Annotated in this window: 14 protein-coding genes; 7 read left to right on the top strand and 7 right to left on the bottom strand. The window is 70.3% G+C overall.

The annotated features are described in order from the left end of the window. Positions 1–21: 21 nt before the first annotated feature. Complete coding sequence (locus FB384_RS21590; RefSeq protein WP_183786645.1) at positions 22–1,704, bottom strand: GMC family oxidoreductase N-terminal domain-containing protein; 1,683 nt, start codon at positions 1,702–1,704, stop codon at positions 22–24. Positions 1,705–1,894: 190 nt separating this feature from the next. On the opposite strand from FB384_RS21590, the gene FB384_RS21585 reads away from it, so the two are divergent. After that, positions 1,895–2,704: a siderophore-interacting protein gene (locus tag FB384_RS21585; RefSeq protein WP_183786644.1), complete on the top strand. Its 810-nt coding sequence runs from the start codon at positions 1,895–1,897 to the stop codon at positions 2,702–2,704. Between the two features lie 170 nt (positions 2,705–2,874). Here FB384_RS21585 and FB384_RS21580 read toward each other — a convergent pair whose 3' ends face one another. The 6 genes from FB384_RS21580 to FB384_RS21555 form a co-directional block, all read right to left on the bottom strand. Then, on the bottom strand, positions 2,875–3,873 hold the full coding sequence (locus tag FB384_RS21580; protein ID WP_183786643.1) for a TIGR03842 family LLM class F420-dependent oxidoreductase: 999 nt from the start codon (positions 3,871–3,873) through the stop codon (positions 2,875–2,877). A gap of 12 nt (positions 3,874–3,885) precedes the next feature. After that, the gene (gene hydA, locus FB384_RS21575) at positions 3,886–5,283 is read right to left on the bottom strand and encodes a dihydropyrimidinase (protein ID WP_183786642.1); all 1,398 of its coding nucleotides are present in this window, start codon (positions 5,281–5,283) and stop codon (positions 3,886–3,888) included. Between the two features lie 13 nt (positions 5,284–5,296). Further along, a complete protein-coding gene (locus FB384_RS21570) occupies positions 5,297–6,139 on the bottom strand; it encodes a nitrilase-related carbon-nitrogen hydrolase (protein WP_183786641.1) in 843 nt (280 codons plus the stop codon). Then, the gene (locus FB384_RS21565) at positions 6,090–7,706 is read right to left on the bottom strand and encodes an NCS1 family nucleobase:cation symporter-1 (protein WP_183786640.1); all 1,617 of its coding nucleotides are present in this window, start codon (positions 7,704–7,706) and stop codon (positions 6,090–6,092) included. Before FB384_RS21565 ends, FB384_RS21570 begins: the two co-directional genes overlap by 50 nt. A 198-nt stretch (positions 7,707–7,904) precedes the next feature. Then, entirely contained in the window at positions 7,905–8,306 is a 402-nt protein-coding gene (locus tag FB384_RS21560) for an SSI family serine proteinase inhibitor (RefSeq protein ID WP_183786639.1), read from the bottom strand. Positions 8,307–8,342: 36 nt separating this feature from the next. After that, positions 8,343–9,998 carry a PucR family transcriptional regulator gene (locus FB384_RS21555; RefSeq protein WP_183786638.1) on the bottom strand — a complete coding sequence of 552 codons (1,656 nt, stop codon included), beginning with the start codon at positions 9,996–9,998 and terminating at the stop codon, positions 8,343–8,345. A gap of 109 nt (positions 9,999–10,107) precedes the next feature. Between FB384_RS21555 and FB384_RS21550 the strand changes: the two genes are divergently transcribed. The 6 genes from FB384_RS21550 to FB384_RS21525 all read left to right on the top strand — a co-directional run bounded on the left by FB384_RS21550 (position 10,108) and on the right by FB384_RS21525 (position 16,816). After that, entirely contained in the window at positions 10,108–11,424 is a 1,317-nt protein-coding gene (locus tag FB384_RS21550) for an aspartate aminotransferase family protein (RefSeq protein ID WP_183786637.1), read from the top strand. Between the two features lie 64 nt (positions 11,425–11,488). Further along, a complete protein-coding gene (locus FB384_RS21545) occupies positions 11,489–12,988 on the top strand; it encodes a CoA-acylating methylmalonate-semialdehyde dehydrogenase (RefSeq protein WP_183786636.1) in 1,500 nt (499 codons plus the stop codon). A gap of 108 nt (positions 12,989–13,096) precedes the next feature. Beyond that, on the top strand, positions 13,097–14,122 hold the full coding sequence (gene hrcA / locus FB384_RS21540) for a heat-inducible transcriptional repressor HrcA (RefSeq protein ID WP_183786635.1): 1,026 nt from the start codon (positions 13,097–13,099) through the stop codon (positions 14,120–14,122). 39 nt (positions 14,123–14,161) lie between these two features. Further along, entirely contained in the window at positions 14,162–15,322 is a 1,161-nt protein-coding gene (dnaJ, locus tag FB384_RS21535) for a molecular chaperone DnaJ (protein ID WP_183786634.1), read from the top strand. A gap of 2 nt (positions 15,323–15,324) precedes the next feature. Continuing rightward, positions 15,325–16,122, top strand: a complete 798-nt coding sequence (locus FB384_RS21530; protein WP_258936030.1) for a 16S rRNA (uracil(1498)-N(3))-methyltransferase — start codon at positions 15,325–15,327, stop codon at positions 16,120–16,122. Between the two features lie 310 nt (positions 16,123–16,432). After that, positions 16,433–16,816 (top strand): histidine triad nucleotide-binding protein, encoded by a 384-nt coding sequence (locus tag FB384_RS21525; RefSeq protein ID WP_183786633.1) that lies wholly within the window; start codon positions 16,433–16,435, stop codon positions 16,814–16,816. Positions 16,817–16,896: the final 80 nt, after the last annotated feature.

The following is a 16,896-nucleotide window of genomic DNA, read 5'->3' as shown; positions in this document are numbered from 1 at the left end:
TTTCGCATGTGCGCGTCCGGTTCACGCCGGTGACAGGGGGAGCCGCAGCGCACCCGGCGCGGCCTCGGGGACAACCGGGTTCTTCGGGGGCACCGCCCGGACGCGGCGGTAGTCGGAGCCGAGCGCGGGCCGCGGATCGGGCTCGCCCTTGTTGGGCCACAGCGCCATCGCTCGCTCGGCCTGCGCTGTGATGGTCAGCGACGGGTTCACTCCGAGGTTCGCCGAGATCGTCGAACCGTCCACGACGTGCAGTCCCTCGTACCCGTAGAGCCGCTGGTAGGGATCGACGACACCGGTCTCCGCGGAGTCGCCGATGGTGCAGCCGCCGATGAAGTGCCCGGTCAGCGGGACGTTGGCCAGGTCGTTCCAGCCGCCGCCGGGCAGTCCGCCGATCTTGTCGGCCACTCGCCGGGTGACATCGTGACCCGCGGGGATCCACGTCGGGTTGGGTTCGCCGACGCCCTGTCTCGTCCTGAGCCTGCCGCGCCTGGTGTAGGTGGTGACCGAGTTGTCGAGGGTCTGCATCACCAGGAGTGCGATCGTCTGCTCCGACCAGCGTTTCGGGTTGTGCAGTTTCGGCAGGTCCCGCCGCCGGCGCCACATCTCCAGCAGTCCGAGCAGCCAGCGCGGCCTGCCGGGCTTCGGGTCGACGAGCACCGCACCGAGCAGGGCGAGCAGGTTGCTGCCCTTGCCGTAGCGCACGGGTTCGACGTGTGTCACCTCGTCGGGGTGGATCGACGAGGTGATGGCGACGCCGCGGTGGTACTCGGTGTCCTCCCGGAGGGAGCGGGCGGCGAGAATCGCCTCCGAGTTGGTGCGTGCCAGTACCCCGAGCCGGTCCGAGAGCCGCGGCAGAACGCCGCGGTCGCGCATGCGGTGCAGCAGCCGTTGTGTGCCGAGGGCGGCCGCCGAGAAGACGACCTGTTCGGCGTGCAGCGTCCGCTTCCGCCATGGTTTCCCGGTGGCGGCGGTCTCGACGGCGTAGCCACCGCCGGGCCGGGGCCGCACCGCGGTCACGGTGGTGAGCGGGTGGACCCGTGCGCCAGCCCGTTCGGCCAGATACAGGTAATTCTTGACGGTCGTGTTCTTGGCGTTGTGGCGGCAGCCCGTCATGCACTCGCCGCAGTGGGTGCAGGTGCGCCGGTGCGGACCGGCGCCGCCGAAGTAGGGATCGGGCACGGTCACGCCGCGTTTCGTGCCCTCCTCACCGAAGAACACGCCGACCGGTGCGGGGCCGTGGGTGTCGCCGATCCCCATGTCGTCGGCGACCGAGCGCATGACCTCGTCGGCGGGCGTCGTGCACGGATAGTTGGTGACTCCGAGCATGCGGCGCGCCTGGTCGTAGTACGGCTCGAGCTCGGTCTTCCAATCGGTGATGTGAGCCCACTGCGGGTCGGCGTAGAACGCGTCGGGCGGTTGGTAGAGCGTGTTGGCGTAGACCAGTGACCCGCCGCCGACGCCCGCCCCGGAGAGGATCATCGCCTCCGTGAGTGGGGTGATGCGCAGAATGCCCGTGCAGCCCAGCGCGGGCGCGAACACGTAGTCGCGCAGCCGCCACGAGGTCCGGGGCAGTTCGTGGTCGGCGAACCGGCGGCCCTGTTCGAGAACACCGACCGAGTAGCCCTTCTCCGTCAGCCTGAGTGCGCTCACGCTGCCGCCGAAGCCGGAGCCGATGACCAGGACGTCGTAGTCGAACTGCGTCATGAGCACACGCTCGCCACTTGTTGGCGAAGTGTCAAGAGGAGGAGGTCGCGCGGCCGGGTCTTCGGTTGTGTGCGCGGAGTGCGGAGGTGCCGCGCCCCTCCCGTCCCGACCGGTGGTACGGGTGGGTGCATCCGGGTTTACCTAAGGGTAGCCTTACTTCTGGGAACGACGTGAGGTGAGGAGTGCACGGATGGTCGAGAAGCGAGGTCGCAGTAGGCCGGTGATGCGCGCCGAGGTGCGGCGCACCGAACGTCTCACCCCGCACCTGATCCGCGTCGTCTGTGGCGGCGACGGCCTCGCGGCGTTCACGCCGAACACGTGCACCGACAGCTACGTCAAGGTGCTGTTCGCGCCGGACGGGGTGACCTATCCGGATCCGCTCGACCTGGCCGACCTGCCCGCCGAGCAGCGGCCCCGGATGCGGACCTACACCGTGCGCGGATTCGATCCGGATGCCCGCGAACTCGTCCTCGACTTCGTCCATCACGGCGATCGCGGGCTGGCGGGCCCGTGGGCGGCCCGGTTGGACAAGGGCGACGAGGTGCTGCTGGTCGGTCCCGGCGGCGGCTACGCGCCGTCGGACGAGGCCGACTGTCACCTGCTCGTGGGCGACGAGAGTGCGCTGCCGGCCATCGCCAACGCGCTCGAGGCGATGCCGGACGGTGCCGATGCCCGGGTCTTCGTACTGGTCGAGGACGAGCACGAACAGCTGCCGCTCGTGACGAAGGCCGACGCCCAGGTGCACTGGTTGCACCGGTCCCGCGGCGACGACCTCGTCGCCGCGGTGCGCGAGCTCGACTTCCCCGCGGCAGGGGTGCAGGCGTTCGTCCACGGCGAGGCGGGGTTCGTCCGCGACCTGCGCCGGTACCTGCTGCACGAGTGCGATGTCTCCCGCGACCGGGTGTCGATCTCCGGGTACTGGCGCCGCGGCGCCGACGACGAGACCTGGCGCGAGGAGAAGGCCGCCGAGCGGGCGGCCGAGGAGGCCGCCAACGGCTGACACACCGTCGGAACTGTCGGTGGCCGCGTCCGGAGGTCGTCCGAGAGGCGGACGGCGGGCCCGGATCGTGGGCCGGGCGGCGGCCACGATGCCGACGGCAGCGGTCGCGTCCGGTCGAGACGTGGCTGGCCGGTGTTCCGGCGGCCGAACCGCCGGAACACCGGCCGGGGTCATGCGGCGAGCTTGCCGATGACGTCGCGGCCGTAGGCTCGCAGTGTCTCCTCGCGCCGGTCGTGCATGAGGTAGACGGCGAACTGGTCGACACCCAGCTCGGCGAGTTCCTCCAGTCGCCGGACATGGGCCTCGGCGGGACCGGTCAGGCAGAATCGGTCGACGATCTCGTCCGGTACGAAATCCGTCGACGGGTTGCCGGCGCGACCGTGATGGGCGTAGTCGTACCCGTCCCGCGCCGCGATGTAGTCGGTCAGCTCCTTCGGCACGGGCCCCGAGTCGCCGTAGCGTGCGACGAGGTCGGCCACATGGTTGCCGACCATGCCGCCGAACCAGCGCAACTGCTCCCGTTGGTGCGCCACGTTGTCGCCGACGTAGGCTGGAGCAGCGACACAGATCGTGATGCCCTCCGGATCACGGCCCGCGGCGCTCGCCGCGTCGCGCACGGCACCGATCGTCCACCGTGCGATGGCCGGGTCCGCGCACTGCAGGATGAAACCGTCGGCGTGTTGTCCGACCGTTTGCAGCGCCTTCGGCCCGTAACCGGCCATCCACATCTCCAGCCTGCCGCCCGACACCCACGGTATGCGCACCGCGGTGTCGTGCAGGGTCGTCTCGCGGCCCTCGGCCAGATCCTTCACGGTAGCCATGCAGTCGCGGAGGGTGGCCAATGTGGACGGAGGTTTGCCGATGACGCGGTGCGCCGAATCGCCGCGGCCGATGCCGCACACCGTGCGGTTGCCGTACATCTCGTTGAGCGTCGCGAACAGTGAGGCCAGCACCGACCAGTCCCGCGTACCGGGGCTGGTCACCATCGGCCCGACCGTCATCGACGACGTCGCGGCGAGGATCTGCGAATAGATGACGAACGGTTCCTGCCACAGCACCACCGAGTCGAACGTCCACCCGTAGCGGAAACCCTCGTCCTCGGCCAGGTCAGCCAGCCGCACGACGTCCCGCGCGGGCGGATCGGTCTGCAGCACCACTCCGAAGTCCACACCCGGCTCCTCTCAGTTCAGGTACTGGCACAGGTCGCGTTCGAGGAACCGGCCGTGTCCCGCTCGGCCGTGGTAGGTGCCGCGGTCGACCACGACGCTGCCGCGGGAGAGCACGGTCTCGCACCGGCCGGTGACCGTCATGCCCTCGTATGCGGAGTAGTCGACGTTCATGTGATGCGTCTCGGCCGAGATGGTCTGCTCGGCCGCCGGGTCGTAGACGACGATGTCGGCGTCGGCGCCCGGTGCGATCACGCCCTTGCGGGGATACAACCCGAACATGAGGGCCGGCGTCGTCGAACACGCTTCGACCCAGCGGGCCAGGGAGATCTCGCCGGCCACCACACCCTGGTGCAGCAGGTCGATGCGGTGCTCGACACCGGGTATGCCGTTCGGGATCTTGGTGAAGTCGCCGCGCCCGAGCTCCTTCTGGTCCTTGAAGCAGAACGGGCAGTGGTCGGTGGAGACCACCGACAGGTCGTTGGTACGCAGGCCCCGCCACAGGTCGGGCTGGTGGTGCTTCTCGCGCAGCGGGGGAGAGGCGACGTACTTGGCTCCTTCGAAATCGGGCTTTCCGAGGTCCTCGATGGACAGGTACAGATACTGCGGGCACGTCTCGGCGAAGACGTTCTGCCCCTCGTCCCGCGCCTCGGCCACGGCCGAGAGTGCCTGTGCGGCCGACAGGTGCACGATGTACAGCGGTGACCCGGTGACCTTGGCGAGGGTGATCGCACGCGACGTCGCTTCGCCCTCCAGCTCCGGGGGACGGGTGACACCGTGTTGGTACGGCTCGCTCCTGCCCTCGGCGAGCGCGCGGGCGACGAGTTCGTCGATCGCGATGCCGTTCTCGGCGTGCATCGCGATCGTGCCGCCGATGTCGGCCGCCTTGTTCATCGCGCGCAGGATCTCGCCGTCGGTCGAGTAGAACACCCCGGGATAGGCCATGAACATCTTGAAGCTGCTCACCCCGGCGGCCACGCACGACTCCATCTCCTTGAGCGTCGCGTCGTTGACGTCGGAGACGATCATGTGGAAACCGTAGTCGACGGCACAGTCGCCGTCGGCCTTCTCGTGCCAGTTGTCCAGTGTGGACAACAGGGAACTGCCCTTGGGCTGGACGGCGAAGTCGATGATCGTCGTCGTTCCGCCCCACGCGGCGGCACGGGTTCCCGTCTCGAACGTGTCGGCCGAGAACGTGCCCCCGAACGGCATCTCCATGTGCGTGTGGGCGTCGATCCCGCCCGGCATGACGTACTTGCCCGTGGCGTCGAACTCGGTGTCGACCTCCACGTTCTGCCCGGCCAGCATGCCCGGGGCGGTCACGGCGGCGATCGTCTCGCCGTCGACGAGGACGTCGGCGGTCACGGCACCGGTGCTGCTGAGCACGGTGCCGCCGCGGATCAGGGTGCGCATCGGATCGGCCTCCTCAGGGTTTCACCAGCGGGTCGTACGAGTCGGGCCTACGGTCGCGGTAGAACGCCCACAGGTTCCGCACCTCGGCGAGCTTGCCCATGTCCAGGTCACGCACGACGACCTCGTCGTCGGTGTCCGAGGCCGCGTCACCGACCAGCTGTCCCCGCGGGTCGGCGAAATAGGTCTGGCCGTAGAAATCGTTGTCGCCCAACGGTTCCACGCCGACCCGGTTGATCGCGCCGACGTAGTACTCGTTGGCCACCGCCGCGGCGGGCTGCTCGAGCCGCCAGAGGTACTGCGACAGGCCGCGGCTCGTCGCCGACGGGTTGAACACGATCTTCGCGCCCGCCAGGCCCAACGCCCGCCAGCCCTCCGGGAAGTGCCGGTCGTAACAGATGTACACCCCGATGCGCCCCACGGCCGTGTCGAACACCGGATAGCCCGTGTTGCCGGGACGGAAGTAGAACTTCTCCCAGAATCCCTTCACCTGGGGAATGTGGTTCTTGCGGTACTTGCCGAGATAGGTGCCGTCCGCGTCGATCACCGCTGCCGTGTTGTACAGCAGGCCCGGCTGCTCCTGCTCGTACATCGGGGCGACGACCACGATGCCGTGCCGTTCGGCCACCTCCTGCATGAGCCGGGTCGTCGGGCCGTCGGGAACCGCTTCGGTGTAGGAGTAGTACTCGGTGTCCTGTACCTGGCAGAAGTAGGGTCCGTAGAACAGTTCCTGCAGGCACACCACCTGCGCGCCCTGCGAGGCCGCCGAGGCGATGGCGTCGACGGACGCCTGGATCATCGAATCCTTGTCACCGGTCCACCGCTGCTGGACCAGGGCGGCCCTCACCACTTCGTTCACCTGTTTCCTCCTCCGGAATCGGGTTGTGCGACTTGGGGTTGTCCGAGGTCGGGTTGTTCGACCCGCCGCCACCGGGCAGCGAGAGCGCGAGGAATGCCAGGAACGCGACCACGAGGCCGACGATCCAGCTGTAGTCGTAGAGGGGCTGAAGAATCGGGATGAGCCCGTCCGCGGGGAACGGCCCCTCGCCCGGCGCGGAGTACGCCCCGCCGACGGCGAAGACCGCACCGATGACAGTCGCCGCGAGGGCGCGCCAGTTCCAGCCGCCCGTGAACCAGTAGCGTCCGCCGCCGTCGGCGAACAGATCGGTCAGCGACAGCGTTCGGCGTGCCTGGACCCAGTACCCCGCGGCGAGCACTCCTGCGGTCGTGGCGAGCACGCCGCCGTAGAAGCCCAGCCAGGCGTAGATGTAGATGTTCGGATCGGAGATGAGCCGCCACGGCTGGATCACGACGCCGATGACGCCGGTGATCAGCCCGCCCATGCGGAAGCTGATCCTGCGCGGGAACGCGTTGGAGAAGTCGTAGGAGGGGCTGACCGTGTTCGCCGCCAGGTTGGTGGTGATCGTGGCGAGCACGATGCCGAGGAGTGCGGCGATCACCACGATCGGCGAGTCGAACCGGCTGGCCAGTTCGACGGGGTCCCAGATGGCCTCGCCGTAGACCACCATGCCGCCCGAGGTGATCATGATCGACATGATCGCGATGAACGACATCGTGGTCGGCAGCCCGAGCACCTGCCCCCACGCCTGTTTCCGCTGGCCCTGCCCGAACCGCGTGAAGTCCGGCATGTTCAACGACAGCGTCGCCCAGAAGGCGATCATGCCGGTCAGCGACGGCGCGAACACCGCCCAGAACTCCGCGCCCCAGCCCAGCTGCGACTCCTGCGAGAAGATCGGGCCGAAACCGCCGGCCTTGATGAGGATCCAGATCAGCAGGATCACGAAACCGACGGTGACCAGCGGTGCGGCCCAGCTCTCGAGCCGTTTGATGGCCTCCATGCCGCGCCAGATGATCGCCATCTGCAGCGCCCAGAACGCGGCGAAGCACAGCCACAGGGTCCACGGCTGGTCGTAGAACTCCGCGGCGCCGGTCCAGCCGTCACCGAACAGTTTGCCGAGGATGACGAAGACGGCCTGGCCGCCGACCCAGGTCTGGATGCCGAACCAGCCACAGGCCACGAGCCCGCGCAGCAGCGCGGCCAGATTCGCGCCGCGAACACCGAAAAACGCCCGGGCGAAGACGGGGAACGGAATACCATATTTCGTTCCCGCGTGGCTGTTGAGCAGCATCGGCACGAGAACGATCACATTGCCGATCGCGATCGTCATGAAGGCCTGCACCCAGTTCATGCCGATGGCGATCAGGCCGGACGCGAGCAGATAGGACGGAAGGTTGAAGGCCATTCCGTTCCACAATGCGAAGTAGTTGTAGGTGGTCCAGGTTCGTCGCTCGACGGGTACCGGGGCTAGTTCGTCGTTGAAGAACCGGCTTCCGTGAAGTGACGACGCATCGCGTAGTTCCACCCGACCGTCCGGGTGGCGGAGTTGTGCGGTCGTCGACGCCATTGGCGCATCGTGCGCGCCGTGGCGTGACGGCAGGGATTGGCAGAGTGTTCAAAGATGTGTGACCGCGGCAACAGAATGTCGATTGCGCCGCTCGGGGAAACCCGGCCGATATCACGCACGAAACCGTTGAGAAACGAGAATACCGGGTCCGATCGCCACCGGCGGATGCCGGTGGCGACGGCGGCCTCCGGGAGGGAGTCAGAACCCGAACACACCGCCGGACTCGACGTCGGCGAGACACGCGTTGTTGTAGGTCGTGGTGAAGTGCACCGGCTCGCCGCGCCAGTGCCCGTGGGCCGAGGCACGCACCGGCGCGTGGATCATCGGGCATGCGGTGCCGGGTCGCACGGCTTCGAGAGCCGCGGGCTCGCCACCGGCGTCGTCGAGCGCCGCGCAGGCCTGGGCGCTGGCCGGGTGTGACCCTCCCGCCGGGTCGCAGAGCAGCTGCGTGATGGCGACCGCGCCGTCGTTGTGATGCAACGACAGGGTCAAGGACGATTCCGGCGGTGCGGCGGTCGCCTGGCTGCCCAGTCCGAGCACGGCGAACGTGCACGCGGCGGTGGTCAGGGTCCGGGACAGGCGGGCGCTGAACGTACGCATGCCCTCCCTATCGGCAGGCCCGCGGGGTCGACTGTGCTACTCCGTCGAGTGGTTGTTATCGCCCGATGGGGTGAGTACGTCGTGGATCAGCAGGGCGACATGCAGTGAGACGAGGGACTCCGGGTCCTCGAGCGAGACGTTCAGCGCCGCTTCGATGCGCGCCAATTGCTGGTAGTACGCCGTCCGTGAGGTGTGTGCCGCCGCGGCCGCCGCCGACTTGTTGCCGCCGTGGTCGCAGAACCGGCGCAGCGCTTCGACGAGGCGGCTGCCGGTCGCCGCGTCCTTCGCCAGCAACGGGCCGAGCTCGCGCCGGGCGAAAGCGCCCAGTCGGTCGTCGTCCGAGAGCAGATGCAGCAGACCGTGCAGCCGCACGTCGTCGAGCCGGTGATAGCCGCCGGGCGGATTCTCGTCGCGGTGCAGCGCCGCCGAGGCGACGTGCCCGGCCTCGGCGAGGCTGCGACCGGCGTCGGCGGGCCGGTCCACGGCGGTGCCGACGGCCAGCACGAGCGGCACCGCCTGCTTCGCCTGCCGCACCTCGCCGGCAAGACGGCGCAGTACCGCGTCCGTGTCGGCCCGGGGCGAGAGTGCCAGCAGTACATGGACGCCGATGCCGTCGAGGTCGGCGACCAGCGCGGCCGCGCGCGCCCGGCGGGTCGCCAGTGCCGTCGCCTCCGCGAGGTCGCGCAACAGTGGCCCGGTCGACGCCGCCGCAGGCGGGCCGGGCAGGTCCGACAGCCGCGGCCGGATCGCGGCGCCGATCAGGCGGTGGCCGGTCAGCGGCACGTGCAGCGCTTCGGCGCGCGCGACCAGCTCGGCGAGCGGGGTGACCGTCGACGGTGTGGCGAGCAGTTGCCGGAGCACGTCACGGTGGGCCTGCCGCTCCAGACTGTCGCCACCGGCGGCCAGCAGGTGGTGCACGGCGAGTGCCGACGCGGCACGTTCGGCCACCACGACGTGCCGGTGCGGCGGCTGCTCCCCGCACAGCAGCACCAGCCGTCCCCAGTCGCGCCCGCGGGCGCCCACGATGGCCACCAGCCTGCCCGAGGCGCGGTCGTATCCGGTGCGTTCGCCGGTCCGTACCCGGCGTGAGCGCTGCTGCCAGTCGGCCAGCAGCTCGGCCGGGTCCGCGCCCGCCGCGTCGTAGGCCAACACCTCGTGGCTGAGCGTTTCCAGCACCACGGCGTGCCCGGTCAGGCGCGCCACCTCGCGCAGCACCACCTGCGGTTCCGCGCCGGAGACGGTGAGCTCGGTGAACGTCTCGTGCACCTGAGCCGCGGCCCGCAGTTCGTCGACCTGGGCGTCGACGATGAGCCCGTTCACCGTCTCGGTCACCGTCACGTACCGCGTCTCCCGCGACAACGTCACCAGCGGCAGCCGGTGCTTGTCCGCCGCGACGACCAGCGCCTGCGGCAGCCGGTGGTGCCAGTGCCGCACGAGCTCCACGACCACGCCCGCCACGCCGACGGCGGCCAGGTCGTCGACGTACCGAGCCAGCGTCGCGTCGTCGTCCGGCAGCGCGACCCCGGTGGTGAGCACCAGCTCGCCGCCTTTCAACAGCGGGGCGATCTCGGCGATCTCGGCGACGTGGACCCATCGCACCGGGGTGTCGAGACCGTCGGCGCCCGCCACGACGTGGGGCCCGCCCTGCCGCATCACGGGCAGTGCGAGTACGTCGCCGACCGTCGGGTACATGTCACCTCCGCGAGGGACCTGCCGGAACGGCAGACTGTACGGGCCCCGAGGGGAGTCCGTACAGATTGTGTGTGGCCTCGGTGCACGGCGCGCGCCGAAACTCGGAGGCATGACGGAACCGGACCTGTCGCGAAGCCACCCGCCCGACCGCCCCCTGCTCGACCGTCACCGTGCCGTGCTGCCGAGCTGGCTGTCCCTCTACTACGACGAGCCGATCGAGATCGTGAGCGCCGACGGCAGGCGGGTCACCGACGGCGACGGCCGGACCTACCTCGACTTCTTCGCCGGCATCCTCACCAACGCGATCGGCTACGACGTGGCCGAGATCTCCGACGCCGTGCGCCGGCAGCTCGACTCGGGCGTGCTGCACACCTCGACGCTGTATCTGATCCGCAAGCAGGTCGAACTCGCCGAGCGCATCGCCGAGCTGTCGGGCATCCCGGACGCGAAGGTGTTCTTCACCAACTCCGGCACGGAGGCGAACGAGACCGCGCTGATGCTGGCCACGCAGTACCGGCGCAGCAACCAGATCCTGGCGTTGCGCAACTCGTACCACGGCAGGGCGTTCGGCACGGTCGGCATCACCGGCAACCGCGGGTGGTCGGCGAGTTCGCTCTCCCCGGTGAAGGTCAGCTACGTGCACGGTGGCTACCGCTACCGCGGTCCGTTCTCCGGATTCGACGACGCCGGCTACATCGAGGCCTGCACCGAGGATCTGCGCGACGTACTGCGCACGACCACCTCCGGTGACGTGGCGGCGCTCATCGCCGAGCCGATCCAGGGCGTCGGCGGTTTCGCCACGCCGCCCGACGGCCTGTTCGGCGCGTTCAAGGAGGTGCTCGACGAGCACGGCATCCTGCTGATCTCCGACGAGGTCCAGACCGGTTGGGGCCGCACCGGCGAACACTTCTGGGGCATCGACGCGCACGGCGTGACGCCGGACATCATGACGTTCGCCAAGGGGCTGGGCAACGGCCTGGCCATCGGCGGTGTCGTCGCCCGCGGCGAGGTCATGGACTGCCTCGGGGCGAACTCGATCTCCACGTTCGGCGGCAACCCGATCGCCACGGCGGGAGCGCAGGCGACCCTCGAGTACGTGCTCGACCACGACCTGCAGGGCAACGCCGCGAAACAGGGCGCGGCGCTGATGGTCGGCCTGCGGGACATCCAGGGCAGGTACGCCCTCGTCGGCGACGTCCGGGGCAAGGGCCTGATGATCGGGATCGAACTGGTGCGGCCAGGCGGCGACGAACCGGACCCGGCCGCTGCGGGCAGGGTCCTGGAGGAGACCAAGGCGCGCGGCCTGCTCATCGGCAAGGGCGGACTGCACGGCAACGTGCTGCGCCTCGCCCCGCCGATGACGCTCGCCGACGAGGAGACCACCGAGGCGCTCGGCATCCTCGGCGAGTCGATCGCCGCCGTCTGAGCTCACCGGCCGCCCACCGGCTCGCACCGTCCACCCGATCGCATCGAACGCCGAGGAGTACGTCGTGACCGAGCACATCACCCACCGGATCGCGGGCAAGCCGTGGAACGGAACCGCCGAGCGCACGGGGGAGGTGTACGACCCGGCCACCGGCAGCGTTCGGGCCTCGGTGGACTTCGCGGGGCCCGCCGAGGTCGGCGAGGCCGTGCGTGCCGCAGCCGCCGCCTTCCCCGCGTGGCGCGACACCTCGCTCGCCGGCCGCGGTCGGGTGCTGTTCCGGTTCCGCGAGCTGCTCGCGCAGCGGCAGGACGAGCTCGCCCGGCTGATCACCGCCGAGCACGGCAAGGTCGTCTCCGACGCCGCTGGCGAGGTCGCACGGGCACTGGAGAACGTCGAATACGCCTGCAGTGCACCGCAGCTGCTGAAAGGTGAGTTCAGCGAGAACGCCTCGACGGGTGTCGACGTGCACTCCACGGCCCAGCCGCTCGGGGTCGTCGGCGTGATCTCGCCGTTCAACTTCCCGGCGATGGTGCCGCTGTGGTTCGTGCCGGGCGCGATCGCCTGCGGCAACACCGTCGTCCTCAAGCCCAGCGAGAAGGATCCCTCGGCGTCGCTGCTGATCGCCGAGCTGCTCGCCGAGGCGGGCCTGCCCGACGGTGTGCTGAACGTCGTCCACGGCGACAAGACGGCGGTCGACGCGGTGCTCGAGCACCCCGAGGTGGCGGCCGTATCGTTCGTGGGCTCCACCCCGATCGCGCGCTACGTCTACGAGAAGGCCACCGCTGCGGGCAAGCGCTGTCAGGCCCTGGGTGGTGCGAAGAACCACATGGCCGTACTGCCCGACGCGGACCTCGACGGTGCCGCCGACGCCGCCGTGTCGGCCGGCTTCGGCTCGGCGGGGGAACGGTGCATGGCCGTGTCGGTCGTCGTGGCCGTCGACCCGATCGGCGACGAGCTCGTGGCGAAGATCACCGAGCGGATGCGCAGGCTGCGCGTCGGCGACGGCCGCGACCCGGACTCGGAGATGGGACCGCTGGTGACGGCCGCACATCGCGAGCGGGTCGCCTCCTACGTCGACGCCGGGGCCCAGGCGGGGGCCACCCTCGCCGTCGACGGCCGTGAGCCCGGCATCGACGGGGACGGATTCTGGCTCGGGCCGACCCTGTTCGACCACGTCCGGCCGGAGATGTCGATCTACACCGACGAGATCTTCGGCCCGGTGCTGTCGGTGGTGCGGGCCGAATCGCTGGACGCGGCGCTGGAGCTGATCAACGCCGGTCACTACGGCAACGGCACCGCCGTGTTCACCGGCGACGGCGCCGCCGCCCGCCGGTTCACGCGGGAGGTCGAGGTCGGCATGGTCGGCGTCAACGTGCCCATCCCGGTGCCGGTCGGCTACTACAGCTTCGGCGGGTGGAAGGACTCGCTGTTCGGCGACAGTCACGCCTACGGCCCCGAGGGTTTCCACTTCTACACCCGCCGCAAGGTCGTCACCTCGCGCTGGCCGTCCCCGTCGACCGCCGCGGCCGGCGGTGTCAACCTGCGGTTCCCCGGCAACACGTGACCCGCTCGCCGGCGCGTGGCCCGTAAACTCGTCGGGTGAGAGGCTCCGGTGACCCCGGCGGGCGGCGCCCGCCGGGGCGGCCGGTCCCGACGGGTGAGGAGGTGCTTGGTGGCCAGCGCTGACGAGCGACGGTTCGAGGTGCTGCGCGCGATCGTCGCCGACTACGTGTCCGAACAGGAACCGGTCGGTTCCAAGGCCCTGGTCGACCGGCACAACCTCGGCGTGTCCAGCGCCACGGTGCGCAACGACATGGCCACGCTGGAGGAGGACGGCTACATCACGCAGCCGCACACCAGTGCGGGCCGGATCCCCACCGACAAGGGGTACCGGCTGTTCGTCGACCGGCTCTCGGAGATCAAGCCGCTCTCCACAGCCGAGCGCAGGGCGATCCACCGGTTCCTCGACGGTGCGAGCGACCTGGACGACGTGCTGCGCCGGTCGGTGCGGCTGCTGGCCCAGCTGACGCGCCAGGTCGCCGTCGTGCAGTACCCGACACTGACCAACTCGACCGTGCGGCACGTCGAGGTGGTGCCGCTCACGTCGGCGCGGCTGATGCTGGTGCTGATCACCGACACCGGCCGGGTCGACCAGCGCAACGTCGACCTCGGCGATGTCGTCGCCGAGGACTCCGTGGCGCTGCTGCGCGACCAGCTCAACAACGCGCTGGCCGGCCGTAAACTGGCGGACGCGGCGGCGAAGGTGTCGGACCTGCCCGAACAGGGCCCGCCGGAGCTCCGCGACGTCATGACCAGGGTCGCGACGACGCTGGTCGAGTCGCTGGTCGAGGACCCCGAGGACCGGCTCGTGCTCGGCGGCACGGCGAACCTGACCAACAACGTCGCGGACTTCCCCGATTCGCTGCGAGAGGTCCTCGAAGCGCTCGAGGAACAGGTCGTCGTGCTGAAGCTGCTGGCGGCCGCCCGCAACCCCGGTTCGGTGACGGTGCGCATCGGTGAGGAGAATGAGGACGCGCAGATGCGGAGCACCTCGGTCGTGTCGATCGGGTACGGGTCCGACGATCTGTTGCTGGGTGGCATGGGCGTGGTCGGTCCGACACGGATGGACTACCCCGGGACGATCGCCGCGGTACGCGCGGTGGCCAATTACGTGGGCCGGATCCTGGCCGGCGGCTGACCCCGGTTTCAGGTGCGGTACTAGGAGGACGTCGAAACGGTGGCGAGGGACTACTACGGAACTCTGGGCGTGTCGAAAGACGCGAGCGACCAGGAGATCAAGCGGGCCTACCGCAAGCTCGCGCGTGAGTTGCACCCCGACGTCAACCCGTCCGAGGACGCGCAACAGAAGTTCGGCGAGGTCACGACCGCCTACGAGGTGCTGTCCGACCCCCAGAAGCGCAAGGTCGTCGACCTGGGCGGCGACCCGATGGACGGCGGCGCGGGCGGCGCCCGTGGCGGCGGCGATCCGTTCGGCGGCTTCGGCGGACTGGGCGACATCATGGACGCCTTCTTCGGCGCGGCTGCGGGTGGCGGCCGGGGCCGGGGACCGCGCAGCCGGGTCCAGCCCGGTTCGGACGCGCTGATCCGGCTGCGGCTGACGCTCGAAGAGTGCGCGACGGGTATCGACAAGGAGATCGCCGTCGACACGGCCGTGCTGTGCGACGAGTGCCGCGGTGCCGGTATGGGCGAGAACGGCTCGGTGGCCACCTGCGACACCTGCGGTGGCCAGGGCGAGGTGCAGTCGGTGCAGCGCTCGTTCCTGGGTCAGGTCGTCACGGCGCGGCCGTGCCCCGCGTGCCAGGGCCTCGGCGAGACGATCACCGATCCGTGCCGCAAGTGCAGCGGCGACGGCCGGGTGCGCGCCCGGCGCAACGTCACCGCCAAGATCCCCGCCGGTGTCGGCGACGGCATGCGCATCCGGCTGTCCGGGCAGGGTGAGGTCGGCCCCGGTGGCGGCCCCGCGGGTGATCTCTACGTCGAGGTCGACGAGGAACCGAACGAGGTCTTCGAGCGCCAGGGCAACGACCTGCACTGCCGGCTGCGGATTCCGATGACCAGCGCTGCGCTCGGCGCGTCCGTGCCGCTCGAGACGCTCATCGACGGCGAGGTGGACGTCGAGATCGAACCGGGCACGCAGCCGGAGACCGAGCTGGTGTTCACCGGCAAGGGTATGCCGCGGCTCCGGTCGTCCGGCCGTGTCGACGGCCGTGGCGACCTGCATGTGCACGTCGACGTCGTCGTGCCGTCGAAGGTGGATGACGAGCAGGCTGAGCTGCTGCGGCAGCTGGCGAAGCTGCGCGGCGAGGAGGCGCCCGAGCTCGCGGGCAGCAGTGCCCACCGCGGCGGGCTGTTCTCCAAGCTGCGCGCCAAGAAGTGACCGTGACCGGCGGTGACGACGCCGGCGGTGACACCGGCCGGCACGCGCCGGAACCGGAGTCGACACCGCCGGTGTTCCTGGTCGACGCGCTCCCTCCGGGGGAGCACGCCGTGCTCGACGGCGAGGAGGCGCGGCACGCGGTCACCGTGCGCCGCACGCGCGCAGGCGAGCGGCTGACGCTCTCGGACGGTGCCGGCGGGCTCGCCGACTGCGTCGTCGACGCGGTCGCGCCGGGCAGGCACCCGTCGCTCGAGGTCACGGTCCGCGGCAGGCGTGCGGATCCGCCGCCGGAGCTGCGCGTCACCATCGTGCAGGCGCTGGCGAAAGGCGATCGCGGTGAGCTCGCCGTCGAACTGGCCACCGAGGCCGGGGCGGACGCGGTGCTGCCGTGGCGCGCCGCCCGCAGCGTCGCGCGCTGGGACGACGGCCCGCGGGGCGCGAAGGCGCTCGCCCGTTGGCGCACGGCCGCCCGCTCGGCGGCGAAACAGGCGCGGCGCGGCCGGGTGCCCGAGGTGCCCGAGCCGGTCGACACGGCCGGTCTGGCCGCACTCGTGGCCGAGGCCGACGGCGGGTACCTGCTCGAGGCCACGGCCGAGACGGGGTTGAAGGACGTGTCGCTGCCGGAACGCGGCGAGCTGTACCTGATCGTCGGTCCGGAAGGCGGAGTCACCGGCGAGGAGCTGACGGCGCTCACCCGCGCCGGCGCGATCGGGGTGCGGCTCGGTCCGACCGTGCTGCGGACGTCGACCGCGGGCGCGGTGGCGCTCGGCACGCTCGGCGCGCTGACCGCACGGTGGTGACCGCTCACCGAGACACGGCGACGACGAGCGGTCACCGTGGTCGCTCGTTCGCGGAGAAACAGTTACGCTGGTTAACGATCGGCCGGATCCCCTGCATGCGGCCGATTCGTCGAGACCACGCCGGGCACCTCCCCCTCGGCCCGGCGGAGCCGCGGCGCGGGTGGCGCGCGTCCCCCACGTTCCACCCGCGCCGCGGTGTTTCGGTCACCGGATCATCCCGGTCCCCACGGTGCGGTGCTTTTCGGCGCGCCGCAGGCCTCCCCGCTCTCCGGTCCCCACCCGCTGTGTCCCGACCGCTACAGTTCCCGCCATGACTGAGTCCGACCCGTCGGAAACCCTGTTCGAACGGATCATCGCGCGCGAGATCCCGGCCGACATCGTCCACGAAACGGCCACCACATTGGCGTTCCGCGACATCTCCCCGCAGGCGGATACGCACGTGCTCGTCGTGCCGAAGACGCGGTACCGCAACGTGGGTGAGCTCGCGGCCGCCGATCCGGCGCTGCTCGCCGACGTGATCGCCACCGCGCACCGTGTCGCCGAACTCGACGGTCTGGTCGACAGCGGCTACCGCGTCGTGTTCAACACCGGTGCCGATGCCGGGCAGACCGTCTTCCACGTGCACGCTCACGTGCTGGGCGGGGAACAGCTCGGCTTCTTCGGGCGTTACCGGGACGAGGCCGACGACGACTGACGTCGACGTGGGTGAGGGCGCCACAGGGCGCGGGGGAGCCGAGAATCCGGGCGCCCACGTGCCGGTGCGGCCGTTAGCAT

Source organism: Prauserella sediminis (assembly GCF_014195435.1).
Classification (GTDB): domain Bacteria; phylum Actinomycetota; class Actinomycetes; order Mycobacteriales; family Pseudonocardiaceae; genus Prauserella; species Prauserella salsuginis.
The sequence above is the reverse complement of the archived record's forward strand: the minus strand, read 5'-3'. Positions and strand labels throughout refer to the sequence as shown.

Excerpts from the sequence above, each read along its gene's own strand:
- FB384_RS21565 (WP_183786640.1), bottom strand. The coding sequence starts at position 7,706 with ATGGCGTCGACGACCGCACAACTCCGCCACCCGGACGGTCGGGTGGAA.
- hydA (WP_183786642.1), bottom strand. The coding sequence starts at position 5,283 with ATGCGCACCCTGATCCGCGGCGGCACCGTGCTCAGCAGCACCGGTGCC.
- FB384_RS21585 (WP_183786644.1), top strand. The coding sequence starts at position 1,895 with ATGGTCGAGAAGCGAGGTCGCAGTAGGCCGGTGATGCGCGCCGAGGTG.
- FB384_RS21590 (WP_183786645.1), bottom strand. The coding sequence starts at position 1,704 with ATGACGCAGTTCGACTACGACGTCCTGGTCATCGGCTCCGGCTTCGGC.
- FB384_RS21560 (WP_183786639.1), bottom strand. The coding sequence starts at position 8,306 with ATGCGTACGTTCAGCGCCCGCCTGTCCCGGACCCTGACCACCGCCGCG.
- FB384_RS21550 (WP_183786637.1), top strand. The coding sequence starts at position 10,108 with ATGACGGAACCGGACCTGTCGCGAAGCCACCCGCCCGACCGCCCCCTG.
- FB384_RS21525 (WP_183786633.1), top strand. The coding sequence starts at position 16,433 with ATGACTGAGTCCGACCCGTCGGAAACCCTGTTCGAACGGATCATCGCG.
- FB384_RS21555 (WP_183786638.1), bottom strand. The coding sequence starts at position 9,998 with ATGTACCCGACGGTCGGCGACGTACTCGCACTGCCCGTGATGCGGCAG.